This is a genomic window from Stenotrophomonas sp. 116085_Sma, assembly GCF_056479585.1.
The window spans coordinates 2,630,103-2,657,042 of sequence record NZ_CM151057.1; the positions used below are offsets into that span (position 1 = coordinate 2,630,103).

At 67.6% G+C, this 26,940-nt stretch carries 26 protein-coding genes; all 26 read left to right on the forward strand.

Annotated features, from left to right (window positions below; translation table 11 throughout):
- Positions 1-64: 64 nt before the first annotated feature.
- A complete protein-coding gene (locus ACZK0Z_RS12385) occupies positions 65-1,255 on the forward strand; it encodes a flagellin (protein ID WP_099482075.1) in 1,191 nt (396 codons plus the stop codon).
- An 86-nt stretch (positions 1,256-1,341) separates the two neighbouring features.
- Complete coding sequence (locus ACZK0Z_RS12390; protein ID WP_072166967.1) at positions 1,342-2,520, forward strand: flagellin; 1,179 nt, start codon at positions 1,342-1,344, stop codon at positions 2,518-2,520.
- A gap of 440 nt (positions 2,521-2,960) precedes the next feature.
- On the forward strand, positions 2,961-4,379 hold the full coding sequence (gene fliD, locus ACZK0Z_RS12395; RefSeq protein WP_197619112.1) for a flagellar filament capping protein FliD: 1,419 nt from the start codon (positions 2,961-2,963) through the stop codon (positions 4,377-4,379).
- A 128-nt stretch (positions 4,380-4,507) separates the two neighbouring features.
- On the forward strand, positions 4,508-4,924 hold the full coding sequence (gene fliS, locus ACZK0Z_RS12400; RefSeq protein ID WP_049427435.1) for a flagellar export chaperone FliS: 417 nt from the start codon (positions 4,508-4,510) through the stop codon (positions 4,922-4,924).
- Positions 4,921-5,214, forward strand: a complete 294-nt coding sequence (locus tag ACZK0Z_RS12405; RefSeq protein ID WP_049427432.1) for a hypothetical protein — start codon at positions 4,921-4,923, stop codon at positions 5,212-5,214. Before fliS ends, ACZK0Z_RS12405 begins: the two co-directional genes overlap by 4 nt.
- Entirely contained in the window at positions 5,211-5,789 is a 579-nt protein-coding gene (locus tag ACZK0Z_RS12410; RefSeq protein WP_197619111.1) for a PilZ domain-containing protein, read from the forward strand. Before ACZK0Z_RS12405 ends, ACZK0Z_RS12410 begins: the two co-directional genes overlap by 4 nt.
- A gap of 92 nt (positions 5,790-5,881) precedes the next feature.
- Positions 5,882-6,514: a response regulator gene (locus tag ACZK0Z_RS12415; protein WP_005413261.1), complete on the forward strand. Its 633-nt coding sequence runs from the start codon at positions 5,882-5,884 to the stop codon at positions 6,512-6,514.
- 427 nt (positions 6,515-6,941) lie between these two features.
- Positions 6,942-8,351, forward strand: coding sequence for an RNA polymerase factor sigma-54 (rpoN, locus tag ACZK0Z_RS12420; protein ID WP_197633629.1), 1,410 nt, complete (start codon positions 6,942-6,944; stop codon positions 8,349-8,351).
- Between the two features lie 14 nt (positions 8,352-8,365).
- Positions 8,366-8,743, forward strand: a complete 378-nt coding sequence (locus ACZK0Z_RS12425; protein ID WP_010485922.1) for a response regulator — start codon at positions 8,366-8,368, stop codon at positions 8,741-8,743.
- Positions 8,740-10,245 carry a sigma-54 dependent transcriptional regulator gene (locus tag ACZK0Z_RS12430; RefSeq protein ID WP_100443523.1) on the forward strand — a complete coding sequence of 502 codons (1,506 nt, stop codon included), beginning with the start codon at positions 8,740-8,742 and terminating at the stop codon, positions 10,243-10,245. The genes ACZK0Z_RS12425 and ACZK0Z_RS12430 overlap by 4 nt, the downstream gene beginning before the upstream one ends.
- 586 nt (positions 10,246-10,831) lie before the next feature.
- A complete protein-coding gene (fliE, locus tag ACZK0Z_RS12435; protein WP_005416441.1) occupies positions 10,832-11,197 on the forward strand; it encodes a flagellar hook-basal body complex protein FliE in 366 nt (121 codons plus the stop codon).
- A 13-nt stretch (positions 11,198-11,210) separates the two neighbouring features.
- Positions 11,211-12,857: a flagellar basal-body MS-ring/collar protein FliF gene (gene fliF / locus ACZK0Z_RS12440; protein WP_049429345.1), complete on the forward strand. Its 1,647-nt coding sequence runs from the start codon at positions 11,211-11,213 to the stop codon at positions 12,855-12,857.
- A gap of 7 nt (positions 12,858-12,864) precedes the next feature.
- Positions 12,865-13,851: a flagellar motor switch protein FliG gene (gene fliG, locus ACZK0Z_RS12445; RefSeq protein WP_024958226.1), complete on the forward strand. Its 987-nt coding sequence runs from the start codon at positions 12,865-12,867 to the stop codon at positions 13,849-13,851.
- Entirely contained in the window at positions 13,848-14,489 is a 642-nt protein-coding gene (locus ACZK0Z_RS12450; RefSeq protein WP_049429346.1) for a FliH/SctL family protein, read from the forward strand. The genes fliG and ACZK0Z_RS12450 overlap by 4 nt, the downstream gene beginning before the upstream one ends.
- A complete protein-coding gene (locus tag ACZK0Z_RS12455; RefSeq protein ID WP_164147210.1) occupies positions 14,486-15,871 on the forward strand; it encodes a FliI/YscN family ATPase in 1,386 nt (461 codons plus the stop codon). The genes ACZK0Z_RS12450 and ACZK0Z_RS12455 overlap by 4 nt, the downstream gene beginning before the upstream one ends.
- Before the next feature lie 3 nt (positions 15,872-15,874).
- The gene (gene fliJ / locus ACZK0Z_RS12460; protein ID WP_005413256.1) at positions 15,875-16,342 is read left to right on the forward strand and encodes a flagellar export protein FliJ; all 468 of its coding nucleotides are present in this window, start codon (positions 15,875-15,877) and stop codon (positions 16,340-16,342) included.
- A complete protein-coding gene (locus tag ACZK0Z_RS12465) occupies positions 16,342-17,508 on the forward strand; it encodes a flagellar hook-length control protein FliK (protein WP_197633630.1) in 1,167 nt (388 codons plus the stop codon). The genes fliJ and ACZK0Z_RS12465 overlap by 1 nt, the downstream gene beginning before the upstream one ends.
- 242 nt (positions 17,509-17,750) lie before the next feature.
- Complete coding sequence (locus ACZK0Z_RS12470; protein WP_057504318.1) at positions 17,751-18,266, forward strand: flagellar basal body-associated FliL family protein; 516 nt, start codon at positions 17,751-17,753, stop codon at positions 18,264-18,266.
- A gap of 10 nt (positions 18,267-18,276) precedes the next feature.
- On the forward strand, positions 18,277-19,281 hold the full coding sequence (gene fliM / locus ACZK0Z_RS12475; protein ID WP_049431106.1) for a flagellar motor switch protein FliM: 1,005 nt from the start codon (positions 18,277-18,279) through the stop codon (positions 19,279-19,281).
- Complete coding sequence (gene fliN / locus ACZK0Z_RS12480; protein WP_005409543.1) at positions 19,278-19,613, forward strand: flagellar motor switch protein FliN; 336 nt, start codon at positions 19,278-19,280, stop codon at positions 19,611-19,613. The genes fliM and fliN overlap by 4 nt, the downstream gene beginning before the upstream one ends.
- 17 nt (positions 19,614-19,630) lie before the next feature.
- Positions 19,631-20,029, forward strand: a complete 399-nt coding sequence (fliO, locus tag ACZK0Z_RS12485; RefSeq protein ID WP_170272481.1) for a flagellar biosynthetic protein FliO — start codon at positions 19,631-19,633, stop codon at positions 20,027-20,029.
- 1 nt (position 20,030) lies between these two features.
- Entirely contained in the window at positions 20,031-20,810 is a 780-nt protein-coding gene (gene fliP, locus ACZK0Z_RS12490) for a flagellar type III secretion system pore protein FliP (protein WP_197633631.1), read from the forward strand.
- Positions 20,811-20,894: 84 nt separating this feature from the next.
- Complete coding sequence (locus tag ACZK0Z_RS12495) at positions 20,895-21,164, forward strand: flagellar biosynthetic protein FliQ (RefSeq protein WP_005413254.1); 270 nt, start codon at positions 20,895-20,897, stop codon at positions 21,162-21,164.
- Positions 21,165-21,177: 13 nt separating this feature from the next.
- Entirely contained in the window at positions 21,178-21,969 is a 792-nt protein-coding gene (gene fliR, locus ACZK0Z_RS12500) for a flagellar biosynthetic protein FliR (RefSeq protein WP_099552064.1), read from the forward strand.
- 275 nt (positions 21,970-22,244) lie between these two features.
- On the forward strand, positions 22,245-24,377 hold the full coding sequence (locus ACZK0Z_RS12505; RefSeq protein WP_197633622.1) for a putative bifunctional diguanylate cyclase/phosphodiesterase: 2,133 nt from the start codon (positions 22,245-22,247) through the stop codon (positions 24,375-24,377).
- A gap of 210 nt (positions 24,378-24,587) precedes the next feature.
- Complete coding sequence (locus tag ACZK0Z_RS12510) at positions 24,588-26,834, forward strand: CocE/NonD family hydrolase (RefSeq protein ID WP_197633623.1); 2,247 nt, start codon at positions 24,588-24,590, stop codon at positions 26,832-26,834.
- Positions 26,835-26,940: the final 106 nt, after the last annotated feature.

Genomic DNA, 26,940 nt, shown 5'->3' on the forward strand with positions numbered 1-26,940 from the left:
GCCCCCGGGGCACGTCGGGGGCGTCTAACCCAACTCACGTGCAACCGCTCAAGGACCTCTCCTCATGGCACAAGTCATCAACACCAATACGATGTCGTTGAATGCTCAGCGTAACCTGAGCACCAGCGGCAGCTCGCTGGCCACCACCATCCAGCGCCTGTCCTCCGGTTCGCGCATCAACAGCGCCAAGGACGACGCCGCCGGCCTGGCGATCTCCGAGCGCTTCGGCACGCAGATCCGCGGTACCGACGTTGCCATCCGCAACGCCAACGACGGCATCTCGCTGGCCCAGGTCGCCGAAGGTTCGCTGACCGAAATCGGCAACAACCTGCAGCGCGTCCGCGAGCTGTCGGTGCAGGCCTCCAACGCCACCAACTCGGCCAGCGACCGCAAGGCCCTGCAGGCCGAAGTGACCCAGCTGGTCTCGGAAATCGACCGCGTCGCCAAGCAGTCGGACTTCAACGGCACCAAGCTGCTGGACGGTTCGTTCTCCAGCCAGCTGTTCCAGGTCGGCGCCAACGCCGGTCAGGCGATCGCCATCGACAAGACCATTGATGCCAAGGCCAATGCCCTGGGCGGCGCCAAGTTCGACACCAACGCACTGGCCCTGGCCGACCCGGGCACCAACGCTGACTTCAGCACCAGCGGCCTGTCCATCAACGGCGTGGCCATCGCCGATGTCTCGGTCAAGCAGGGCGCCGACGCCGCTGCCACCGGCAAGGCATCGCGTGAAGCGCTGGTGACCGCGATCAACGCCAAGATCGGCGAGACCGGCGTCTACGCTGAAGTGAACGGCACCGCTGGCGTGACCCTGACCTCGGTCAAGGACAGCACCAACGCCGACGGCTCGTTCAAGGCCATCACCGCCACCCCGGGCACCTGGACCGGCGCCACCGCGCCGACCTTCACCGCCACCACCGCTGCTGCGGCCCCGGCTGCGAAGTACGCCAGCAACCTGGACGTCAGCACCGTGAAGGGCGCCCAGCAGGCAATGGAAATTGTCGACAAGGCGCTGGGTGCGATCAACAGCACCCGCGCCGACCTCGGCGCCGTGCAGAACCGCTTCACCTCGGTCGTGGCCAACCTGCAGACCTCGTCGGAAAACCTGTCGGCTTCGCGTAGCCGCATCAAGGACACCGACTTCGCCAAGGAAACCGCCGAGCTGACCCGCACCCAGATCCTGCAGCAGGCCGGTACGGCCATGCTGGCCCAGGCCAACCAGGTGCCGCAGGGCGTGCTCAGCCTGCTGCGCTGATCCGCTCGCTGATCGACCTCCGGGCGCCGCATGACGCGGCGCCCGGATCCTGAAATACGTTCCACCTTCGCCAAAGGAAAAGCACCATGGCACAAGTCATCAACACCAACACCATGTCCCTGAATGCTCAGCGCAACCTGAGCACCAGCGGCAGCTCGCTGGCTACCACCATCCAGCGCCTGTCCTCCGGTTCGCGCATCAACAGCGCCAAGGACGACGCCGCCGGCCTGGCGATCTCCGAGCGCTTCGGCACGCAGATCCGCGGTACCGACGTCGCCATCCGCAATGCCAACGACGGTATCTCGCTGGCCCAGGTCGCCGAAGGCTCGCTGACCGAAATCGGCAACAACCTGCAGCGCGTCCGCGAGCTGTCGGTGCAGGCCTCCAACGCTACCAACTCGGCCAGCGACCGCAAGGCGCTGCAGGCCGAAGTGACCCAGCTGGTCTCGGAAATCGACCGCGTTGCCAAGCAGTCGGACTTCAACGGCACCAAGCTGCTGGACGGCACCTTCTCCAGCCAGCTGTTCCAGGTCGGCGCCAATGCCGGTCAGGCCATCGCGATCGACAAGACCATCGATGCCAAGGCCGGTTCGCTGGGCACCTCGACCTTCGCCACCGGTGCGACCGCTGCCCTGGCCGCCAGCACCGACGGTGCCCGCTTCTCCGGCACCGTGATGGGCGTGGACATCGGCACGGTTGAAGTGAAGGCCGGCGCCACCACGGCTGATGCCTCCAAGGCCGTCGCCACCGCCATCAATGCCAAGATCGGCGAAGCAGGCATCTACGCCGAAGCCAATGCCGACGGCTCCCTGAAGCTGAGCTCGGTGAAGGAAGGCAAGGCTGTCGCCGCCGCCGATATCGCCCTGATGCGCAGCGACTACGACGCGACCGCCAAGACCTGGGGCACCGCGGCAGCTGCGGGCGCCTACACTGCCGGCACCGATACCTCGGCCAACGTGCAGAAGCTGGACGTGAGCACCGTGCTCGGCGCCCAGCAGGCCCTGGAAGTGGTCGACAAGGCCCTGGGTGCGATCAACAGCACCCGCGCCGACCTCGGTGCGATCCAGAACCGCTTCACCTCGGTGGTGGCCAACCTGCAGACCTCCTCGGAGAACCTGTCGGCGTCGCGCAGCCGCATCAAGGACACCGACTTCGCCAAGGAAACCGCAGAGCTGACCCGCACCCAGATCCTGCAGCAGGCCGGTACGGCCATGCTGGCCCAGGCCAACCAGGTGCCGCAGGGCGTGCTCAGCCTGCTGCGCTGATCCACGGCAAGAAGGCGCCGCTACCGTCGGATCGAACCGACGGTAGCGGCAACCCGGAAGCCACGGTGCACGAAGGCGCGGGCCATGCCCGGCCCGGGATCACTCCCGAACCGGCTTGGCATCGCCCGCTCCTGCGGACCTCTCTTTCAGCGCTGTACCTTTGACTGTACGTACCGGGCGGCTTCGTCTCCCCCCGATTGTCAGTAGCCTGATCCCTCCCCTGCCTTGGGGGAGGGTTTTTTGCAGACTCCCGGCAGCCTGCGGTGATTCCACCCGCACCCTGCCCCAGCCCTCTTGCAAACCGCGTGCCAGATCCGCCGCCAGACAACTGGCACGGCGCATGCATCAACGAAGTCCTCAAGACCCAGCGGCGCAGGCCGCTATTTTCGTTGACGACGGGCCACCGCACGGCGGCCAGGCCCGGATACCAGGAGAATCACATGGCAAGCTTTGGATACGGTGGCATTGGCTCGGGGCTCAACATCTCGGACATCGTCAACCAGCTGGTCGCAGCCGACCGCAAGCCCGCCGACAACGCGCTGAACCTGCAGCAGTCCAAGGCCAAGATGCAGCTGTCGTCGATCGGCACCGTCACTTCGGCCTTCGACAAGCTGAAGACCGCACTGACCGCACTGAAGGCCACCACCGCGTTCGATACGCGCACCGTGACAGCCACCGGCAAGGCCGGCCCCACCAATGCCGACGACGTTCTGACAGCCTCGGTGGCGCTGTACGACCTCGGCACGACCAAGGCAGCCGCCTCCAACGGCACGCACCAGGTGGAGGTCACCTCCCTGGCCACCGCGCACAAGCTGATTGCCGACACCTCATTCCCGAAGACCGACACCTTCGGTGCCGGAACCTTGACGCTGACCGTTGGCGTCGGCGACAAGGCCAAGACCATGAACGTGGCGGTGGAGGACGGCGATACGCTGACCACCATCCGCAACAAGATCGATGCGGCCGGCCGCAAGGAGGGCGTGCAGGCCACACTGATCACCTCGGGCGACAACCAGTATCTGTCGATCGCCCAGGAAAAGACCGGCGCTGCCAACGCGATCAAGCTGGAGTACGGTGGCAGCGACCCGAAGCTGGGCGCACTGGTCGGCAGCCTGAAGCAGAACACGGCCGCAGCGGACGCCGAGCTGACCATCGATGGTGTGAAGGTCGTCAGCGCCAGCAACACGGTGGCCGATGCGGTTCCGGGCCTGACCCTGAACCTCAAGGTTCCCGGCAAGAGCACCGTGGTGATCAGTACCGACACTGCCGCCGCGACCAAGGTGATGCAGGAGTTCGTGACCGCCTACAACGCGGCGATCGCGGCGATCAACACCGAAACCAAGTACGACGCCAAGACCAAGGAAGCGGCCACGCTGACCGGTGACGCGCAGATGCGCGGTGCCTCCAGCCAGCTGCGCTCGATGATGTCCGGCGTGCTGAAGGAGCTTTCCGCTGACGGCCTGGACCCGAAGGTGCTTGGCCTGCAGACGCGCGGCTATCCCAATGCCGACGGCAGCCTGGTGCTGGATACCACCAAGTTTGCCGCTGCACTGGCCAGCCAGCCGGAGAAGATCCGCGCCGCCATCACCGGCGACACCGGCGGTGCCGGCACGCTTTACACCATGGTTGACGGCTACGTCAGCACCACGGTCGGCAAGGAAGGCGCCTTCGTCGCCCGCACCAAGGGCCTGAACACCACGCTGGACAACATCGACAAGCGCCGCAAGGACCTCGACACACGCATGAAGAACGTGGAAGAGCGCTACAAGAAGCAGTTCATCGCGCTGGACAGCCTGATGGGCAAGCTGCAGCAGAGCAATACGTCGCTGCAGCAGCAGCTGGCACAGCTGAACCGTTAAAGGACGGCGTGCAACGCTCAAGTTTGGCGTGCAACGCACCGATAACGGACGCAACAGCAATCAACGCCGCACCGCCGGTAACGGTCCCCACGACCTGCCGGCGGCACCCAGCGCAAGGAGAATCACGAATGTACGGTTCCAGCCGTCAATATGCCGAGCAGTACCGCCAGGTGGGAGTGACCAGTGCGGTTGCCGACGCCGATCCGCACAAGCTGGTGGCGATGCTGCTGGCCGGCGCGCTGGAGCGCGTGCGGCGCGCACTGGCCAGCCTCGAGCGTGGCGACCAGGCCGGCAAGGGCAAGGCGATCGGCGAGGTCTGCGCGATCGTCGGCCACCTCAACGGCTCGCTGGACCACGAGGCCGGCGGCGAGATCGCCGGCAATCTGTCGGCGCTCTACGACTACGTGCTGCAGCGCCTGACCGAGGCCAACCTGCACAACGACCGTGCCGCCCTCGACGAATCCCTGCAGCTGCTGGGCGAGATCGACAGCGCCTGGAATGCGATCCCGATGGAACAGCGCCGCTCGGCCGCGGTGGCACCATGAGCCTGCACGAACTGCACGCCCAGCTGGATGCTTTCGAAAAGGCCCTGGGCGAAGATGCGCTCGACCAGGCCGACAGCCTGCTCGACGGCCACGACAGCACGCTGCATGCCCTGCTCAGCCAGCCGCTGACCTTGGACGACCACGCACCACTCAGTGCGCTGTTCGAGCGCCAGCAGAACCTGCTGGGCCTGCTGCGCCAGCGCCGCGATGCGGTGGCTGCACTGATGAATGACGGCCAGCGCTCCCTTCGCGCGGCGCATGCCTACCTGCAGGCAGAATCGCTGGCATGACCCAACTGCCGACAACGTCGCTGCACCATCCTGCCGAAAGCGAGCTGTTCGACGAAACGCTCAGCTGCGAACTGGCCCTGCCCGCCGAGTTCCAGCCCGGCAGTGCCGCCGGTCGTACCAGCAGCGCCGAAGGCCTGCTGCGCAGCCTGGCGCTGGTGGAAGACAGCCGCGTTGACGAGCATGACGACCGCAACGAGGCCAGCCTGCAGCTTCAGCGGCTCGAGGCGAAGCTGGATCTGGCGATGGTGCTGCTTGGCCGCCTGGTCCGCCAGCAGGGCCAGGAGCTGACCCTGCGCCCGGTGCGCTGGTCACGTCGCGGGATACGCCTGCAGCTGGGCCCGCGCAGTGGCGCCAGTCCCGGCCAGGCAGGCCTGGTGCGCCTGCAGCCCAGCGACTGGCTGCCCGACCATATCGACCTGCCGGTGGAAGTGATCGCCGAAGCAGCGGATGGCGGCGGCGGCCACTATCTCTGGCTGCGCTTCCAGCGCCTTGGCGATGGCCTGGAAATGGCCATGGAGCGCCACCTGTTCCGCCTGCACCGTCGACAGGTGGCCGAAGCACGCCGGGCGCGCTGAAACCTGCCACCATCACGCTTGGCGGGCAAGCCTTGGCGGGCCCGTTCAGCTAAGTTAAGGTGGACTCCCCTACCCGGACCTGCTGCGTGCCTGTGCGAGTTCTCATCGTCGACGATCACACCCTGGTCCGCGCCGGCCTGGCGCGGCTTCTGCAGGGGTTTGCCGACGTGCAGCTGGTGGCCGAAGCCAGCAACGCCGAGCAGGCGCTGCAGCTGGCCCTGCAGCACGCACCGGACGTGGTGCTGATGGACCTGTCACTGCCGGGCCGTACGGGCCTGGAAGCGCTCAGCGATATCCGGCTGCGCGCGCCTGGTACCCGGGTCGTGATGATGACCATGCATGACGATGCCGCGCACGTGCGCGATGCGCTTGACCGCGGCGCGGTCGGGTTCGTGGTCAAGGATGCGGCACCGCAGGAACTGGAACTGGCGCTTCGCGCGGCGCATGCCGGCCAGGTGTTCCTGAGTCCGCAGATCTCCGCCAAGATGCTGGCACCGATGCTCGGCCGCGAGAAGCCCACTGGCATCGCCGCGCTGTCACCACGCCAGCGCGAGATCCTGCGCCGCATCGGCAAGGGCGAAAGCAACAAGGAAATCGCCGCCGACCTCGGCATCAGCGTCAAGACGGTGGAAACCCACCGCGCACGCATGATGGAGTCACTGGGCTGCCGTCGCGCCAATGATCTGCTGCTGCTGGCCGCGCGCCACCAGCACGAGCTGGAGTGATCGGCTGTCGGTAGAGTCGACTGTCAGTCGACTTGCGCGCGGAGCGCGGGACTTTTCCAGAGCCTGATCGGAGAGCAGTCGACTAACAGTGCAGTCGACTAACAGTGCAGTCGACTAACAGTGCAGTCGACTAACAGTCGACTCTACTACCAACCTGCGACATCCCGCATCCGCGACGAAATCCCGTCATCCCGACACTCCCCGACGGGAATCCGTACACGGCACACGGCGGGATCGACGGATCTGGTACCGCGAATCAATGCCTTAGCTCCACCCATCGTCAATATCCCGCAACCATGTAGGGAAAACCCCTACACCCTGTCGGGGCAACCACCAAGCCCCTCAGGAACCCCCTGATTCCGCCCCCGCCGGATCAAAAGCAAGATGCGTTCCACAAGGCGCCGGGGAGCGGTGCCGGGGAACCACGATGAAGGCTGCACTCTCGACCCAGCTGGGCCAACAACTCCACCTCACCCCGCAGCTGCTGCAGTCGATCCGGCTGCTGCAGCTTGATGGCCTGCACCTGGAACAGGAAATCCAGCGCCTGCTGGACTCCAATCCCCTGCTGGAAATCGAAGAACCCGAAGCACCGACCGCCGACGCCACCGAGGTTGCCGCCACGACGCTGGAAACCGCCGCGTTCGATGAGCTGCCGGAGTCCTCGATGTGGGACGTTGCCGGTACCAGCTGGCAGGACGGTGACGACGATCGCATGGCGCGTATCGCTGCCGGCGAATCGACCGACCCGCAGCTGCGCGTGCTGCAGCGCCTGTCGCTCGACATGGATGATCGCCAGCTGGCAGTGGCCGCATTCTGGCTGGACCACTGCGACGAGGCCGGCTACCTGCAGGCGCCACTGGACCAGCTGCAGCTGCTGGCCAGCGCACAGTTCGACATCGCTGCCGACGGCGTCGAAGCCATCCGCCAGCAGCTGCTGCACGGTGAACCGGCCGGCATGGCCGCGCAGGACCTGCGCGAGGGCCTGCAGGCGCAGCTGCGCAGCCTTCACGGCGCGGTGCCTGCCCGCCACCTGGCCACGCGCATCCTGGACGGCGCGCTCGATGCGCTGGCCGCACATGATTACCCCGCCCTCGCCCGCCAGCACGACGCCGAGATCGACGACGTTCGCGAAGCGGTACGCCTGATTCTGTCGCTGCAGCCACGCCCGGGCGACAGCCTGCTGCCGGAACGCAATGCCGTTGTGGTTCCGGACGTGGTCGCCTGGCACGCCGATGGCCAGTGGAAGGTGGCATTGAACCCGACCACCAGCCGCCGCGTCTCCATCAACAGCCAGTACGAACAGGCGCTGGCAGAGACCAGCGAGGCCGCCCCGGCACTGCGCGAAATGCTGCAGGAAGCGCGCTGGTTCAGCCGCGGCCTGTCGCTGCGCTACGACACCCTGCTGCGCACCGCGCGGGTGATCGTCGAGCGCCAGGCCGCCTTCCTGGCCCGTGGCGAAGAGGCCATGGCCCCGCTGACCCTGAAGGAAGTGGCCGAGGAGATCGGCATGCACGAGTCCACCGTTTCGCGCATCACTACCGGCAAGTTCCTGCAGACCCCGCGCGGCACCTTCGAACTGAAGCACTTCTTCGCCGTGCGCCTGGAAGGCGCCAGCGTCTCCGGGCAGGCGGTGAAGGCCATGGTCCGCCGCCTGATCGACGCCGAACCGGCCGGCCGCCCGCTGGCAGACGAGGCCATTGCCGGCCTGCTGTCACGCCAGGGGGTGAACATTGCCCGCCGAACCGTCGCAAAATACCGAGAACAACTGGATATCGCCCCGGCCCGCGAACGGCGCCGGCTCAGCGCCAGGCAACCCCAGCTGGCCCGGGTGGGCTGAAAAGGATGTTGGACATGAACAAGCTCACGGTCCTGCTGGTCGATGACCACGAGGGCTTCATCAACGCGGCGATGCGCCATTTCCGCAAGATCGACTGGCTGCAGATCGTCGGCAGCGCCGGCAACGGCCTGGAAGCGATCGAGCGCTCGGAAACGCTGCGCCCGCAGGTGGTGCTGATGGACCTGGCGATGCCGGAAATGGGCGGCCTGCAGGCCACCCGCCTGATCAAGTCGCAGGACGATGCACCGTACATCGTGATCGCCAGCCACTTCGACGACGCCGAGCACCGCGAGCACGCACTGCGTGCCGGCGCCGACAATTTTGTCAGCAAGCTGTCCTACATCCAGGAAGTCATGCCGATCCTGGAAGGCCTCAGGGAGGATCGATCGTGAGCGAATCGCGCATCCTGGTGCTGGACAACGACGCCGTGCGCGCAGAGCGCACCGTTGCCCTGCTGGAATTCATGGACTTCAACCCGCGCTGGGTCTCCGACGCGGCCGACTTCGATCTGGGCCGGCAGCGCCAGAACGACTGGATGGCGGTGATCGTCGGCAGCCTGGACGACAGCGCCGCCAGCACCGCACTCTACAACTGGCTGGGCGGCAGCAGCCTGCCACCGCCGGTGCTGCTGGCCGATGGTGATGCCTCTGCGTTCGCGCAGCAGCACGGCCTGCACGAAGCCAATATCTGGCCGCTTGAAACGCCGCTGCGCCACGCGCAGATGGAAGCCCTTCTGCGCCGCGCCAGCCTCAAGCGCCTGGATGCCGAGCATCAGGCCGGTGCCGTGCAGGATCAGGGGCCGACCGGCAACGGTCCGGCGGTGACCGCACTGCGCACCATGATCGAACAGGTGGCCGCGTTCGATACCACCGTGCTGGTGCTGGGTGAATCGGGTACCGGCAAGGAAGTGGTGTCGCGCGCGATCCACCAGCGCTCGCCGCGCCGCGATGGCCCGTTCGTGGCGATCAACTGCGGCGCCATTCCGGCGGACCTGCTGGAAAGCGAACTGTTCGGCCACGAGAAGGGCGCCTTCACCGGTGCGCTGACCGCGCGCAAGGGTCGTTTCGAAATGGCCGAGGGCGGCACCCTGCTGCTGGATGAAATCGGCGACATGAGCCTGCCGATGCAGGTGAAGCTGCTGCGCGTGCTGCAGGAGCGCAGTTTCGAGCGCGTGGGCGGCAACCAGACCATCCGCTGCAACGTGCGCGTGGTGGCGGCGACCCATCGCGACCTGGAAACCCGTATTGCCGAGGGCAAGTTCCGCGAGGATCTGTTCTACCGCCTGAACGTGTTCCCGATTGAAGTGCCCGCGCTGCGCGAACGTCGCGAGGACCTGCCGGCACTGGTGGAAACCATCGCCGCACAGCTGGCCCGCACCGGCCGTGGCGAGGTGCGCTTCACCCCGGAAGCCTTGCAGGCACTGGCCGGCTACGAATGGCCGGGCAACGTGCGCGAGCTGACCAACCTGGTCGAACGACTGGCCGTGCTGCATCCGGGTGGTTCGGTGCGCGTGCAGGACCTGCCGGCCCGCTATCGTGGCGATGCGGCACTGGCCGCCGTCGCTACGCCGGCACCGGCACCGCCCGCCGCCAGCGAAGAGCGGCTGGACCTGCGCAGCTTCTCGTTCCACACACCCGGCAGTGGCAACCAGCCGGCGCTGGAGCACGGCATTGCCGTCAATCGCCCGGCGGCTCCGGCCGCACTGCCCGACGAAGGCATGGACCTGCGCAACCACATGGCCAACATCGAACTGGGCCTGATCCACGAAGCACTGGAACGCACCCAGGGCGTGGTCGCCCACGCCGCCCAGCTGCTCGGCCTGCGCCGCACCACCCTGGTGGAAAAGCTGCGCAAGTACGGCATCGAGCGCGAGCAGGCCGAGCTGGCCGGCTGAACCGCGCTATCAGCATGAAGGGGGCACGAACGCCTGGGCTTGCCCGGGCGTTGGTGTTTGTGGCGCCCGGGGTCAGATCCCTTTCCGCTGGAAAGGGATCTGACCCCCCGCGCACTCACAGCGCCGGAATTCCGGCCACTGGACCCTGCGGCCCCAGGCCAGAAAACCGACGCCGGTTAAATGGCGCCATGACCGGGGTCAGAGCCCGTTGCACTGCAACGGGATCTGCCCCCCTCCGAGCAGTGTCGACCAAGGTCGACACCCACCATCAGATCGCAGAGAACTGTCGAAGGCGGGGTGGGTCCGGTTGCGGGGGCGTGAGCCGCATGGATGCGGCGACCGAGCCTCCATGGACGGATTTACGGCGCCCCCCGCAACCGGACCCACCCCGCCATCCCACGGAATGTTCGCTGTTGCTGTTGCTGTTGCTGTTGCCGGCCAGCGGCCGGCACTACCGCGGGGAGCGGGGTGCAACCCCGCACGCACACCCAACCTCCTCACTTCACTGAATCGAAAACCGGTTTCGGCACGGCACTTGCACTGGCTCCAGCAGACAACCCCATCCCTGTTTCTGGAACCGTTGCAGATGTCCCACTCCGTCACTTCGATCCTTTCGCAGATCCGCTCCTATCAGACCCAGATGGGACAGCCGGCGCTCAACCCGCTGGGCGAAACCCCGCGCAGCAATGCCCTGCCGGGCACGGTGCTGGAAGCACCGCAGGCCCAGCCGGCCAGCTTCACCGAAACCCTGCGTGGTGCGATTGCCGGCGTCAACGACGCGCAACAGAAATCCGGCGCCCTGGCCAAGGCCTTCGAAATGGGCGACCCCAGCGCCGACCTGGCCAAGGTGATGGTCGCCTCGCAGCAGTCCCAGATCGCCTTCCGCGCCACCGTGGAAGTCCGCAACCGTCTCGTCCAGGCTTACCAGGACGTGATGAACATGCCGCTGTAAGGAACATTGACGCATGGCACTGACGCTCTCCAAGGACAGCCTGAACGCCGAGAAGGCCGGGCAATGGTTCGACCGCCTGCAGAGTCTGCAGATCACCCGTCGGCTGGGCCTGATGGCGATGATCGCGGTGGCGGTGGCGGCAGGCCTGTCCGTGTTCTTCTGGTCACAGAAGCCGGGCATGGTCCCGCTGTATACCGGCCTGGACCAGAAGGCGACCGCTGAAGCGACCGACCTGCTGCGCGCCGCGCAGATTCCGTTCGCGCTCGATCCCGCCACCGGCGGCATCACCGTGCCGGAGAAGAACCTGCACGACGCCCGCCTGAAGCTGGCCGGCTCCGGCCTGACCGACAGCGGCAAGCTTGGCTTCGAGCTGATGGAACGCGACCCGGGCTTCGGCGTCAGCCAGTTCGTCGAAAGCGCGCGCTACCAGCACGCGCTGGAAACCGAGCTGTCGCGCACCATCAACACGCTGCGCCCGGTGCGTGATTCGCGCGTGCACCTGGCCATTCCCAAGCCCAGCGCCTTCACCCGCCAGCGCGATGTCGCCAGCGCTTCGGTGACCCTGGAACTGCGCGGCGGCCAGCAGCTGGAACGCAGCCAGGTGGACGCCATCGTGCACATGGTCGCGGCCAGCATCCCGGATCTTGCCCCGGAACGGGTGACCGTGGTCGACCAGAGCGGGCGCATGCTCAGCATCACCGACCCCAACAGCGAGGCGGCCGTCAACGCTGCCCAGTTCGAACAGGTGCGCCGCCAGGAAACCTCGTTCAACCAACGCATCCGCGAGCTTCTGGAACCGATGACCGGCCCGGGCCGCGTCAACCCGGAAGTGAGCGTGGACATGGATTTCTCGGTGACCGAAGAAGCCCGCGAGCTCTATAACGGCGAGCCGCAGAAGCTGCGCAGCGAGCAGATGAGCGAGAACACCACCAGCACGCCGGGGCCGCAGGGTGTGCCGGGGGCGACCAGCAACAGCCCGCCGGGCCAGCAGGCCGCGCCGGCCACCGCGCAGACCCCGACCGAAAGCAGCAAGAACGCGACCCGCAACTACGAGCTGGACCGCACCCTGCAGCACACCCGCCAGCCCGCGGGCCGCATCAAGCGCGTGTCGGTGGCAGTGCTGGTGGACAACGTGCCGCGCGCCGGCGCCAACGGCAAGATGAGCCCGCAGCCGCTGTCGGCCGCCGAGCTGACCCGCGTCGAGGCCTTGGTGAAGCAGGCGGTCGGCTTCAACGCCGAGCGTGGCGACACCGTGTCGGTGATGAACGCCCCGTTCGTGCGCGAGATCACGCCCGAGGAAGGCCCGGCCTGGTGGGAGCTGCCTTGGGTCCACGACGCCGGCCGCATGCTGCTCGGCGCGGTGGTGGTGCTGGCACTGCTGTTCGGCGTGCTGCGCCCGGCGCTGCGCGCGATCACCGGCCAGAACAAGAAGAACGACGAGCACGCACTGGAACCGCATACCGCGGACGTGCAGCTGGTTGATGACGATGGCACCCCGCTGCCGGCGCTGGGCGCCGACCGGGCCAGCCTGGCCGGGCCAGACGCACTGGCCCTGCCGGTGGATTCATATGAGGAACGACTGCGGATGGCGCGTGAAGCCGTGAAGACCGACTCCAAGCGCGTGGCCCAGGTGGTCAAGGGCTGGGTGGCCAATGACTGAGCCGCAATTGACCGGCGTGCAGCGCGCGGCCGTGCTGCTGCTTTCGCTGGGTGAGCTGGACGCGGCCGAGGTGCTGCGCCACATGGAACCCAAGGAAGTGCAGAAGATCGGCATCGCCATGGCCACCATGACCGACATCACCCGCGAGCAGGTGGAACGGGTGATGGACCAGTTCGGCCAGGAGCTGGGCTCGAAGACTTCGCTGGGCGTGGGTTCGGATGACTACATCCGCAACATGCTGGTGCAGGCGCTGGGCAGCGAGAAGGCCGGCAACCTGATCGACCGCATCCTGCTCGGCCGCAACACCACCGGCCTGGACGCGCTGAAGTGGATGGACCCGCGCGCGGTGGCCGACCTGGTGCGCAACGAGCACCCGCAGATCATCGCCATCGTGATGGCGCACCTGGAAACAGACCAGGCCGCCGACGCACTGAAGCTGCTGCCCGACCGTACCCGCGTCGACGTACTGCTGCGCATCGCCACCCTCGACGGCATTCCGCCGAACGCGCTCAATGAACTCAACGAGATCATGGAGCGCCAGTTCGCCGGCAACCAGAACCTGAAGTCGTCCAACATCGGCGGCGTGCAGTGCGCGGCCAACATCCTGAACTTCATGGACAGCGGCCAGGACCAAGCGATCCTGGGCGAAATCGCACGCATCGATGCGCCACTGAGCAACCGCATCCAGGACCTGATGTTCGTGTTCGACGATCTGGTCGATCTGGACGATCGCGAAATGCAGCTGGTCCTGCGCGAAGTGAGCGGCGAGCGCCTGGGCCTGGCCCTGCGCGGTGCCGACATCAAGGTGCGCGACAAGATCACCCGCAACATGTCGCAGCGCGCGGCCGAAATCCTGCTGGAGGACATGGAAGCCCGTGGCCCGGTGCGCCTGTCCGACGTGGAAGGCGCGCAGCGCGAGATCCTGGCCATCGTCAAGCGCATGGCCGATGAAGGCACCGTCACCATCGGCGGCAGCGCGGAGGCCATGCTGTGAGCAACGTCGTGCGCTGGCTTGCCCCGGACCTGCTGGCCCAGCCCGAACCGGCGCTGGCGCAGGAAGATGTGTTCGAACTCACCGAGCCGGACCCGGAACACGAACCCGAGCCACCGCTGCAGCTGCCGACCCTGGAGGAGATCCAGGCGATCCAGGACAGCGCAGAGAAGGAAGGCTTCCAGCACGGCCATGCCGACGGCTACAGCCAGGGCCAGGCCGAGGTGCGGCGCCTCGCCGCGCAGATCGAAGGCATCCTGGACAACTTCAGCCGGCCGCTGGTGCGGCTGGAGAATGAAGTGGTCGGTGCGCTCGGCGAGCTGGCCGTGCGCATCGCCGGTGCCCTGGTCGGGCGTGCCTACGAGGCCGACCCTGCGCTGTTGGCGCAGCTGGTCGGCGAGGCCATCGACGCGGTCGGTGGCAGCACCCGCGAAGTCGAGGTGCGCCTGCACCCCGACGACATCGCCGCCCTCGCCCCCCTGCTGAACCTGTCGCCGCAGCAGCGCCTGGTGCCCGATACCAGCCTGAGCCGCGGCGACCTGCGCGTGCATGCCGAAGCGGTGCGCATCGACGGCACCCTGGAAGCCCGCCTGCGTGGCGCGCTGGATGCGGTGATCCGCCAGACCGGAGCAGGCGCATGACGCCCGAATCGCAGCCCACGCCACCGCCCGCCGACTGGGCCATGGCCCGCAACCTGCGCCTGGCCCGTCGTCTCGACGGCCTGCGCGTGGATACCGCGCATGGTCGCGGCCTGATCCGCGAGGGCGTGCTGCGTCGCGCGGTCGGGCTGACGCTCGAAGCGGTTGGCTGCGAGGCACCGCTGGGCGCCAGCTGCAAGGTGGAAGTGGTCGACGGTGGCTGGGTCGATGCCGAAGTGGTCGGCTTTGCCGGCGAGCGCACCTACCTGATGCCCAGCGCTGAACTGCACGGCCTGCTGCCCAACGCCCGCGTGGTGCCGTCGGCGCGCCGCGGTGGCGTGGAAGTCGGCGAAGGCCTGCTCGGCCGGGTCATCGACAGTGATGGCGTGCCGCTGGACGGCAAGGGGCCGATCCGCGCCGAAGGCCACGTCGGCATGGCCGGCGTCTCGATCAATCCGTTGGCACGTGAACCGATCACCCAGCCGCTGGACGTGGGCGTGCGCGCGATCAACGCGCTGCTGCCGATCGGCCGCGGCCAGCGTGTCGGCCTGTTCGCCGGCTCCGGCGTCGGCAAATCCACGCTGCTCGGCATGATGACCCGCTACACCGCTGCCGATGTGATCGTGGTCGGGCTGATCGGTGAACGTGGCCGCGAAGTCCGTGATTTCGTCGAAACCACTCTGGGTGAGGAAGGCCTGCGCCGCGCCGTGGTGGTGGCCAGCCCGGCCGACCGCCCGCCGCTGGCACGCCTGCACGGCGCCTACCGTGCCACCGCCATTGCCGAATGGTTCCGCGACCAGGGACTGAATGTGCTGCTGCTGATGGACTCGCTGACCCGCTTCGCCCAGGCACAGCGCGAGATCGGCCTGTCGGTCGGCGAGCCGCCGACCACCCGCGGCTACCCGCCGTCGGTGTTCGCCAAGCTGCCGGCGCTGGTCGAACGCGCCGGCAACGGCGCCAAGGGGCGTGGTTCGATCACGGCGTTCTACACGGTGCTGACCGAGGGCGACGATCCGCAGGACCCGATCGCCGATGCCGCCCGCGCGATCCTCGATGGTCACATCCTGCTCTCGCGGCGCGTGGCCGACAGCGGCCTGTATCCGGCCATCGACGTCGAATCGTCAGTCAGCCGAGTGGTCACGGAAATCGCCGACGAGCCGTGGCGCCTGCGCATCCGCAAGCTGAAGCGGCTGGTCTCGGCCTACTCGGCCAACCGCGACCTGATCGCCATCGGTGCGTACCAGCGCGGCAACGACGCGGCCACCGACGAAGCCCTGGAACGCTGGCCGGAAATCATGGAGTTCCTCGGCCAGGACGTTGCCAAGGCCGCAGATCTCCCGCACAGCCAGGCGGCACTGCAGCGCCTGGTGGAACAAGAGAGTTAAGCCATGAACCAGTCCAAGCGCATCGATCCCCTGCTCAAGCGGGCCCAGGAACACGAGGACGCGGTCGCCCGAGACCTCGCTGAACGCCAGCGCGTTCTCGATACCCATCTATCGCGACTGGACGAACTGCGACGTTATGCCGAGGAGTACGCAAACGCGCAGATGGCAGCGACCAGCCCGGCGCAGCTGCTGAACCGTCGCGCTTTCCTGGACCGCCTGGACAGTGCGGTCGAGCAGCAGCAAGCCACGGTCAACGGCAACCGCGAAAAAGTGGAAGCCGAGCGTGCCCGCCTGATCCTGGCCAGCCGGGACAAGGCCGTGCTGGAACAGCTCGCCGCCAGCTACCGCGCGCAGGAAAAAGTGGTGACCGATCGCCGCGACCAGCGCGAGATGGACGACATCGGTGCGCGCCGCGCGCGCCTTGTACAGGCCGAAGACCAGGATGGCACCGAGCAGGGAGGCCGCTCGTGATGCCCTCCCCGCTCGCCAGCAGCGCCAACGCGCAGACACAGAATTCCGGCGGCGCTGCAGCGCGCGCACCGCGCAGCGAGCGCGGCAAGGAATTCGGCCAGCTGCTGCAGGGTGGCGCGCCCTCTGCAGCCGCCCCTGCCAGCAGCGCCACCACGCCGACGCCATCCACGCCGAGCCAGCCATCGACCCCCGACAGCAATGGCCAGGCTCCCGGCGAACGCAACGCAGAAGGCGAAGCGGCAAGCGCTGAAACGTCGCCGCTGCCGCCCGTTGCCGCCACCCCGGCTGGACCCGGCACCGACAAGGACACGCCCGCCGCGACCGAGGATGCCCCGTGGCCACCGCTCGGCCTGGCCGGCCTGGTGCTGGCGATGCCGACGCCCGTGGATCCGGCCGCCGCTCTGCCGACCACCGCTGCACCGTCGCTGTCCAGCGACGGTAGCGCGCTGCCCGCTGCCCCCGCCGCGAACCCGGCGCTGCCCGCAACCGCCCCAGCAGCGGCTACCGCAGCCGCAGCGACGGCCGACGGCAAACCTGCGGCGACCAGCGCTGGGGATGCCAGCGCGCTGCCACTGCCGGAGATGATCCCGCCCGGCAAGCGCAGCGAGCGCGGCGAAGGCAGTGACGTGGCTGCCTTCGGCGACCGCAACAGTGCACCACTGCTGCACGCACCGGCAGCGGCCGCCGTGCAGGACCTGAAAGCGGCGCTCGCCACCGGCAACGCGATCTTCAATGGCGAACCCACGCCCAAGCCCGTGCTGGGTGACGACGGCTTCGACCAGGCCATCGGCGCGCGCCTGGGCTGGCTGGCCGACCAGAAGATCGGTCACGCCCACATCCGCCTGAGTCCGGACGACATGGGCCCGGTGGATGTTCGCCTGCAGTTGAACGGCGACAAGGTGCATGCCAGCTTCAGCAGCCCGCACGTGGACGTGCGGCAGGCGCTGGAAAGCAGCCTGCCGCGCCTGCGCGAGCTGCTGGGCGAACAGGGCTTCCAACTGGCCCACGCCGATGTCGGCCACCAGGCGCCTGGAGGTGACGGCAGTGCGTCGGGGCAATCCGGCGCCGGCGGCATGGCCGGTGACGGAGAACCGTCGCCGGGTGACACCAGCGTGTCGTCCGCGCAGTTGATCCGCCAGCGCGGATTGCTGGACGCCTACGCCTGACAGACGTGCCAACCAAGGTTGGCACCTACCAGAGTGGGGCGGTCGGCGCCCACCAGGGCACAGGGGCACCGGGGCAATGGAGCCGGCCAGGATCGGCACTTCGCCGTATCGCGTTGGTGGCTGCGGAGCTTGCTCCGCACGGCCGCACCGGCACCCCGACGGAATTCCGTCGCACCCCACCGTCCCATCTTCGGCACACCCCTTGCATATCCCGGTGAAGCAACCCTCAGGAGCTTCACCCCGTGGCCGCAGCCGCTGACAAAACCAAGAAGACCGCCGAGAAGGACAAGGCCGCCAAGCCGCGCAGTCCGATCCTGATCACCGCATTGGTGGCCGTGCTGGCCGCCGCCGCCGCTGGTGGCGGCGTCTGGTTCTTCACCCAGTCCAAGCCGGAAGAGAAGACCGCGCAGGCCCCGAAGAAGTCGGCCACCCCGGCGCCGGCGCAGTACTTCGCGCTCGACCCGGCCTTCGTGGTCAACCTCAACGGCCCCATCGACGGCCCGCGCTACCTGCAGCTGGAAGTGCAGCTGATGACGCGTGACCCGGCCGCGCTGGAGGCGATCAAGACCCACGCACCGGCCATCCGTGCACGCCTGCTGATGCTGTTCTCGCAGGTCAGCCCCGACCAGATCGCCGATGTCGCCGGCAAGCAGAAGCTGCAGGCTGCGTCGCTGGCCGAAGTGCAGAAAGTGCTCAAGGCCGAGACCGGCAGCAATGGTGCCGACGACCTGCTGTTCACCAGTTTCGTGACCCAGTAAGGGCCCACCAATGAATGATCTGTTGTCCCAGGACGAGATCGATGCCCTGCTCCACGGCGTGGACAGTGGCGCGGTCGAGACCGATCCGGAACCGCCGTCAGGCGAAGCGCGCTCATACGACTTCGCCAGCCAGGACCGCATCATCCGCGGTCGCATGCCAACCCTGGAAATGGTCCACGAGCGTTTCGCACGCCTGTGGCGGATCGGCCTGTTCAACCTGATCCGCCGCTCGGCCGAGCTGTCGGTGCGCGGCATCGAGCTGATCAAGTTCAACGACTACATGCACTCGCTGTATGTGCCGACCAACCTGAACCTGATCCGTTTCAAGCCGCTGCGTGGCACCGGCCTGATCGTGTTCGAACCGACCCTGGTGTTCGCCATCGTCGACAACTTCTTCGGTGGCGACGGGCGCTACCCGACCCGCATCGAAGGCCGCGAGTTCACCGCCACCGAAATGCGGGTGATCCACCTGCTGCTGAAGCAGACCTTCGCCGACCTGCGCGAGGCCTGGGCACCGGTGATGGATGTCGACTTCGAGTACATCAACTCGGAAATCAACCCGCACTTCGCCAACATCGTGACGCCGCGCGAGTACGTGGTGGTGTGCCGCCTGCACGTCGAGCTCGATGGTGGTGGCGGCGATATCCACGTGACCCTGCCGTACTCGATGCTGGAGCCGATCCGCGAACTGCTCGACGCCGGCATCCAGAGTGACCGCAACGACCGCGACGAGAGCTGGGGCCAGACCCTGCGCGAACAGCTCAACATCGCCGAGGTGACCCTGTCCAGCGTGCTGGCCAGCAAGCGCATGACGCTGCGTGACCTGACCCAGCTGAAGGTCGGCGACATCCTGCCGATCGAGCTCAGCCCGCAGGTGCCGTTGTGCGTGGAGAACATCCCGGTGTTCACCGGCGAGTTCGGCATCGCCAACGGCATGAATGCCGTGAAGATCACCGCTACCCATCCGCCGGGCACCCGCCCGCGCGTACCCGTCATCCAGGAAGACCCGCAATGAACGATATCGACGCCCTCGAACCCACCCCGGCCCAGTTCAGCAGCCTGCAGGCCGACGAGGCGAACGGCCCGGACCTGAACCTGGACGTGATCCTCGATGTGCCGGTGACGCTGTCGCTGGAAGTCGGTCGCGCGCGCCTGCCGATCCGCAACCTGCTGCAGCTCAACCAGGGCTCGGTGGTGGAACTGGAACGCGGCGCCGGCGAATCGCTGGATGTGTTCGTCAACGGCACGCTGATCGCCCACGGCGAAGTGGTGGTGATCAATGACCGCTTCGGCGTGCGCCTGACCGACGTGGTCAGCCCGAGCGAGCGTATCCGGAGACTGCGTTGAGCCTGCTGGCCTCCACCCTGCTGGCGGTCGGCAAGGCCGCCGCCCCGGTTGGCCCGCAGATTGGCCAGCATGCGGCCGCCGCACCCAGCCTGTTCGGTGCGGTGCTGGCGCTGCTGGCGGTGCTGGCCCTGGTCATCGGCCTGGGCTGGCTGCTCAAGCGCATGCCCGGCAGCGGCTTCCGCCCTGCCGAAGGCATGAAGCTGGTAGCCAGCCTCAGTGTCGGCGCCAAGGAACGCGTGGTGGTGGTCGAGGTCAACGGCCAGCAGCTGCTGCTGGGCGTCACCGCCGGTGGCATCAATACCCTGCATACCCTGCCCGAACCGTTGCCGCCACCGGCGCCGGTACGCGTGCCGGACTTCAAGAACCTGCCGAATTTCGCCCAGCTGCTGCAGCAGCGGCTGCGCAAGGACCCCTGACATGCGTGTCACCCGTACCCGTCTTGCCATCCTGATGCCGTGGCTGCTGTTGCTTGCCCTGTGCCTGTTGCCGGCACTGGCGTTCGCCGCGCCCGGCGCACCGACCACGCCGCTGCCGGACATCAACGTCGGCAAGATCGGCGGTGCGCCGGTCAGCCTGCCGCTGCAGACCCTGCTGCTGATGACGGCGATCACCCTGATCCCGTCGATGCTGATGGTGCTGACCTCGTTCACCCGCATCATCATCGTGCTGGGCCTGCTGCGCCAGGCGCTGGGCACGGGCCAGACGCCGTCCAACCAGGTGCTGCTGGGCCTGGCCCTGTTCCTGACCGCGATGATCATGCTGCCGACCTGGGACAAGGCCTGGAGCACCGGCATGGCGCCTTACCTCAACGGCGACATCGACTTCCAGACCGCCTGGACGCTGACCACCACGCCGCTGCGCGCCTTCATGCTGGCGCAGATCCGCGAGACCGACCTGATGACCTTCGCCGGCATCGCCGGGCACGGCACCTACGCCAGCCCCGACGCGATCCCGTTCCCGGTGCTGGTCGCCTCGTTCGTCACCAGCGAGCTGAAGACCGCCTTCGAGATCGGCTTCCTGATCTTCATCCCGTTCGTGATCATCGATCTGGTGGTGGCCAGCGTGCTGATGTCGATGGGCATGATGATGCTGTCGCCGATGCTGGTGTCGGCGCCGTTCAAGATCCTGCTGTTCGTGCTGGTCGATGGCTGGGTGCTGACAGTCGGCACACTGGCGGCGAGCTTCAATCCGGCTTGACCCAACCCCGCAACGGCCGTCGAGCACGGCTCGACGCTACATGAGCGTTGCCGGGCACCGCCCGGCGCTACCGATGGAAAGACCATGTCTCCCGAACTTGCCCTGACCGAACTGCGTGGCGGCCTGATCACCGTGTTGTGGGTGGCCGGCCCGCTGCTGCTCACCGTACTGGTGGTGGGCGTGGTGGTCGGCGTCGTGCAGGCCGCGACCCAGCTCAACGAACCGACCATCGCCTTCGTCGCCAAGGCGGCGGCGCTGACCGCGGTGCTGTTCGCGCTGGGCAGCCTGCTGATCGGCCACCTGGTTGAATTCACCACGCTGTTGTTCCAGCGCATCCCGCACCTGATCGGCTAGGACACACGCTTCGATGGACGCCGCCACCCAGATGGCTGCCGACGGCCTGCAGGCCTTCGGCATGATCGGCACCGTACTATGGACCATGCTGCGCATCGGTGCGGTGGCCATGGCCATGCCCATGGTCGGCACCCGCGCGGTGCCGGCGCGGATCCGCGTGATCCTGGCCGGCACCCTTGCCATCGCGTTGGCACCACTGCTGCCGCCGGTACCGGACTGGACCGGCTTCGACGCCGCCACCGTGCTGACCATCGCCCGGGAACTGGCCATCGGCGTGTCCATCGGCTTCCTGCTGCGCCTGGTGTTCGAGGCCGGTGCGCTGGCCGGCGAACTGATCGCCCAGGGCACCGGCCTGGCCTTCGCGCAGATGAGCGACCCACTGCGCGGCGGCACCTCCGGCGTGATCGGGCAGTGGTTCTACCTGATGTTCGGCCTGCTGTTCTTCACCGCCAATGGCCACCTGGCGCTGATCTCGCTGGTGGTGGACAGTTACCGGGCACTGCCGATCGGCGCCCCGCTGCCCGACCCGCACGCGTTCTTCAGCATTGCCCCGACCTTCCTGCTGACCGTACTGCGCGGCGCACTGACCCTGGCCATCCCGCTGACGGTGGCGATGCTGGCGGTCAATCTGGCGTTCGGCGTACTGGCCCGCGCCGCCCCGGCGCTGAACCCGATCCAGTTGGGCCTGCCGGTCTCGCTGCTGCTGGGCCTGTTCCTGCTGGCCCTGCTGGCCGGTGAAATGGGGCCGCCGGTGCAGCGCTTGTTCGATGCCGCCTTCCAGGCTGCGGACGCGGTTACACACTGACCTGATCATCACGTTTTACTGGTTGCCATGCATTCGTTTCTGTAGAGCCGAGCCCATGCTCGGCTGCCATTGGCCGAAGCGCTAGCCGAGCATGGGCTCGGCTCTACAGGGGCGCAATTTCACGTCTTGCCGCTTGAAGTCCCCCCGGGTCCACGCGTTAGAGTGAATGCGCGGCGCCCAGGGGGACGCCGCGTCTGGTCGACGCACTGCGTCGGCCTGCCTCATGCATGCCCCACCGTGGTTTCCGTCGACAGGCAGGTCCGGGAGACTGACGAATGCTGGTAGGCACGTACAATCCTTGGCTGGTGGCGATCTCGTTGCTGGTCGCCGTGATGGCTTCCTACACCGCGCTGGCGATGGCCGGGCGCACCGTCACCGCACCAGGCAAGGGCGCGGCGTGGTGGTGGCGCCTGGGGGGCGGCTTCGCCATGGGCCTGGGCATCTGGTCGATGCACTTCATCGGCATGCTCGCCTTCGACCTGCCCATTCCACTGGGCTACGACCTGCCCATCACCCTGCTCTCGCTGGCGTTGGCGATCGCCTCGTCTGTGTTCGCGCTGTGGCTGGTGTCACTGCGCACCCTGCCGCATCCCCGCCTGGCCGGCGGGGCATTGCTGATGGGTACCGGCATCGCCTGCATGCACTACGTCGGCATGGCGGCCATGCGCATGCAACCCGGCATCGACTATGACCCGGGCTGGCTGCTGTTCTCGCTGATGGTGGCGGTCGCCGCCTCGTGGACTGCGCTGTATGTGGCATTCCGCCTGCGCGCGCAGCGCACCCGTGTCGGCGACCGCCTCGCGGCCGCCGGCCTGCTCGGGCTGGCCATCGTCGGCATGCACTACACCGGCATGGCCGCCGCACGCTTTCCGGAAGGCAGCATCTGCGGCGCGGCGGTCGGCGATGGCCTGCAGAGCGAATGGCTGGCCATGCTGGTGGTGCTGCTGACCGTCGCAATCCTGGCCGTGGTGCTGGTGGTGTCGTGGCTGGACCAGCGGGTCGAGGCCCAGCTGCTGCGCCTGCGCAACTCGATGTTGAGCACCTCCCTGACCGACGCGCAGCAGGAGCTGACCCAGGCTGCACTGCATGATCCGCTCACCCGCCTGCCGAACCGCCTGTTGCTGCAGCGGCGCATCGTGCAGGCGCTGGCCGAGGCCGAACAGGGCGGCAGCCGTTTCGCAGTGATGTTCATGGATCTTGACGGCTTCAAGCAGGTCAACGATGCCTATGGCCACCAGGCCGGCGACGCGCTGCTGGTGGCGGTGGCCGAGCGCACCCGCGAGCTGCTGCGCCCCCATGACATGCTGGCCCGCCTCGGCGGCGATGAGTTCGTGCTGGTGGTACGCATCGAGCACGACGAGGATCTGCCTACCCTCGCCCGGCGCATCCTGCAGGCGGTCGGCAGCGGACCGCTGCTGCCGGACAACGAACTTCAGGTAACCGCCAGCATCGGCGTGGCGATCTGCCCCGACCATGCTGCCAGCGAGCGGCAGCTGATGGCGTTTGCCGACGCGGCGATGTACCAGGCCAAGGAGTCCGGACGCAACGCCTTCGTGCTGTTCGCGGACTGGATGAACGACAGTGCCGAGCAGCAGTTCCGGCTGCTGGCCGACCTGCGCCGGGCGATCGGCAGCGACCAGTTGTTCCTGAACTTCCAGCCCAAGATCCGCGTCGCGACGCAGAAGGTGGCCGGCGCCGAGGCGTTGATCCGCTGGCGGCATCCGGAACATGGCCTGATCCCGCCCGATCGATTCATCCGCCTGGCCGAGCGCAGCGGCGCGATCAACGACATCGGGCGCTGGGCGCTGGACCAGGCCTGCCAGCAGCTGCGGCGATGGCACGATGCCGGTCATGAAGGCTGGTCGATGTCGGTGAACCTGTCGCCGGTGCAGTTCAGCTCGCCGCACCTGCTGCAGGACGTGCGCACGGTGATCGAGCGCCACAACATCGCGCCACGGCACCTGGTGCTGGAAATCACCGAAAGCACGGTGATGCGCGATACCGACACCAGCCTGCGCCTGTTGCAGGCACTGTCGGCACTGGGCGTAGGCATTTCCATCGACGATTTCGGCACCGGCTATTCCAGCCTGCTGTACCTGAAGCGGCTGCCGGCCACCGAGATCAAGATCGACCACGCCTTCGTGCGCGACCTGGAGCACAGCGCCGAGGACGTGGTGATCGTCTCGGCGATCGTGGCGCTGGGCCATGCGCTGGACATGGACATCGTCGCCGAAGGCGTGGAAACCGCCGCCCAGCGCGCCTACCTGGAGCGTCTGGGCTGCGACTACCTGCAGGGCTACCTGCTGGGCCGGCCGGTCGATGCAGCGCGCTTCATGCAGCTGCACGACCTGCCACGGCCGCGGGTGGAACTGGCGCAGAGCCCGCCGCCGCAACACCCGCCCGGATAACGCCTCGCGGCGCGGCCGCCCGCCATCACGGAACGACTCCTTCGACACCCTCCTGTAGAGCCGAGCCTGCGCTCGGCTGCGCTTCGCGCTTGAGCCAACCGCAGCCGAGCATGGGCTCGGCCCTACAAATGCCCCGCGCCTCCTGTAGAGCCGAGCCTGCGCTCGGCTCCCGTATGATGGGCCGCGCGACCGTCATGCAAGGAAGAGCCCGTGGCACTCCGCACCACCCTGGCAGGTCTGCTGCTGGCCCTGAGCTGCGCCCGCGCATTGGCCAGCGATCTGTCATGGTCGCTGCCCGCGGATGCATCTCCCGCGCAGACCGACGCAGCCCTGCGAACACTGGGCACCGAGCTGCTGAAGTCTGCCTCCCTGACCGACGCACAGCGCAGCCACGCGCTGCTTGCGCTGGACCGGACCAGCGAAGCGCGGCGATCGATCCAGCAGGCACGCGCATCGCTTGCAAGCGACGGTGATACCGCGGCGGTGCAGCGCTGGGTGCCGATGCTGCTGCTCGCCACCGCCGGCGAGCAGGACGCAGCGGGGTATGCGCGTGCCTTCCACAGCACCTTCGCTGCCCTCGACGACGTTGCCGCGGTGCAGGCCGATGCCGCGCTCTCGGTCGAGCCAGCCCCGGTGCGCGCGCAGCTGGAGCAGGCCATCGCCGCGCAGGCGGGGGCCGCGACCGTCACCGAGGCCGTCGCCCTGGAACTGCTGCGCCTGCGGGCGGTACTGCGTGCACAGACCCTTGCCGCCGCACTGGCCCCTGCGCTGGTCGCCGCGGAAGAGCAGCGTCGCTTCGTCATCGACGATGCCCTGCGCATCCCCGCCGGCGATGGCGTCGTGCTGTCGGCGCAGCTGGCACGGCCACGCGCCGCCAGGGCTCCGCTGCCTGCAGCAATGCTGTTCACCATCTACACCGATCCACCCAAGAACCGGCAGAAGATGCTGCTGGCCGCCGCACATGGCTACGCCGGCATCGTGGTCGATGCCCGTGGCAAGGGTCGGGGCATCGGCACCATCGCTCCCTATGAGCATGACGGCGGGGACGCCAACGCAGCCATCGACTGGATCAGCCACCAGCCGTGGAACGATGGCCGGGTGGCCATGTATGGCGGCAGCTATGAGGGCTTCACTGCCTGGGCGGCGGCGCGCCATCACCATCCCGCACTGAAGACCATCGTGCCCTACGTTGCCGCCATCCCCGGCCAGGGCCTGCCGATGGAAAACAACGTGTTCCTGAGTGCCAACTACGGTTGGGCGTTCTATGTGGCCAATGGCCCGATGCTGGACAACGACACCTACAACCAGAACGAGCGCTGGTCGCAGCTGCCGCGCCGCTGGTATGCCTCCGGCCGCCCCTACCGGCAGATCGACCAGGTCGATGGCACGCCGAACCCCTGGCTGCAGCGCTGGCTCGACCACCCGGCGTACGACGCTTACTGGCAGTCAATGGTTCCCTATGGCGACCAGTTCGACGACATCCGCATCCCGGTACTGACCATCACCGGCTACTACGACGATGGCCAGATCTCGGCACTGCAGTACTTCAAGGACCACCTGCGGCACCGCCCCGATGCGGACCATGCCCTGCTGATCGGCCCCTACGACCATCGTGGTGCGCAGTCGGCGGTCAAACCGCTGCAGCTGCGTGATTACGCGATCGACCCCGCCGCGCAGTTCGATACCCCGGCAGTCACCTTCCAGTGGCTGGACCATGTGCTGCGCGGCGCGCCGCGTCCTGCGCTGGTGCCCGACCGCGTGAACTACCAGCTGATGGGCGCCAACCGCTGGGGCCATGCGGCAACGCTGGACGCCGCCGCGGGTGCCCACCGCCGCTACCACCTGTCGGCCGCACCCGCTTCGGCCGATGGCTACCACCGCCTGCAGGAACAGCCGCCAGCGCCAGGCCAGCTGGGGCAGACCGTGGACCTGGCCGACCGCAATGAAATGCGGCATGGCTACTACCCGTTCCCGATCATCGCAGCACAGGACGAAAGGGATACGGCGCTGTCCTTTGTCACCGATCCCTTTACAGGCCCGATGGATCTGGTGGGCAGCTTCTCCGGCGACCTGAAGGTCCGGATCAACAAGCGCGACTTCGATTTCACCGTCACCCTGTACGAACTGATGGCCGATGGACGCCGGATGCAGCTGTCCTACTACATGGGCCGGGCCAGCCACGTGCGTGACCCGACCACGCGCCAGCTGCTTCAGCCAGGCCAATGGACCCACCTGCCCTTCGACCGCACGCGCATGGTGGCGCGCCGACTGGCCGCCGGCAGCCGCCTGCTGGTGAAGGTGGATGTACTGAAGGACGCGATGCACCAGGTGAACCACGGTACCGGCCGCGATGTCAGCGACGAGAGCGTGGCCGATGCGGGTGAACCGCTGCGGGTGGACTGGCACAGCGACAGTGTTCTGACGATTCCGCTGCGGGCGGTAACGCCGGATGGATGATTGCGCCGGGCACGGTCCGGCGTTACCCGTGCCGCCGCCCGCCATCACGGAACGGTTCCTGCAACACCCTCCTGTAGAGCCGAGCCTGCGCTCGGCTGCGCTTCGC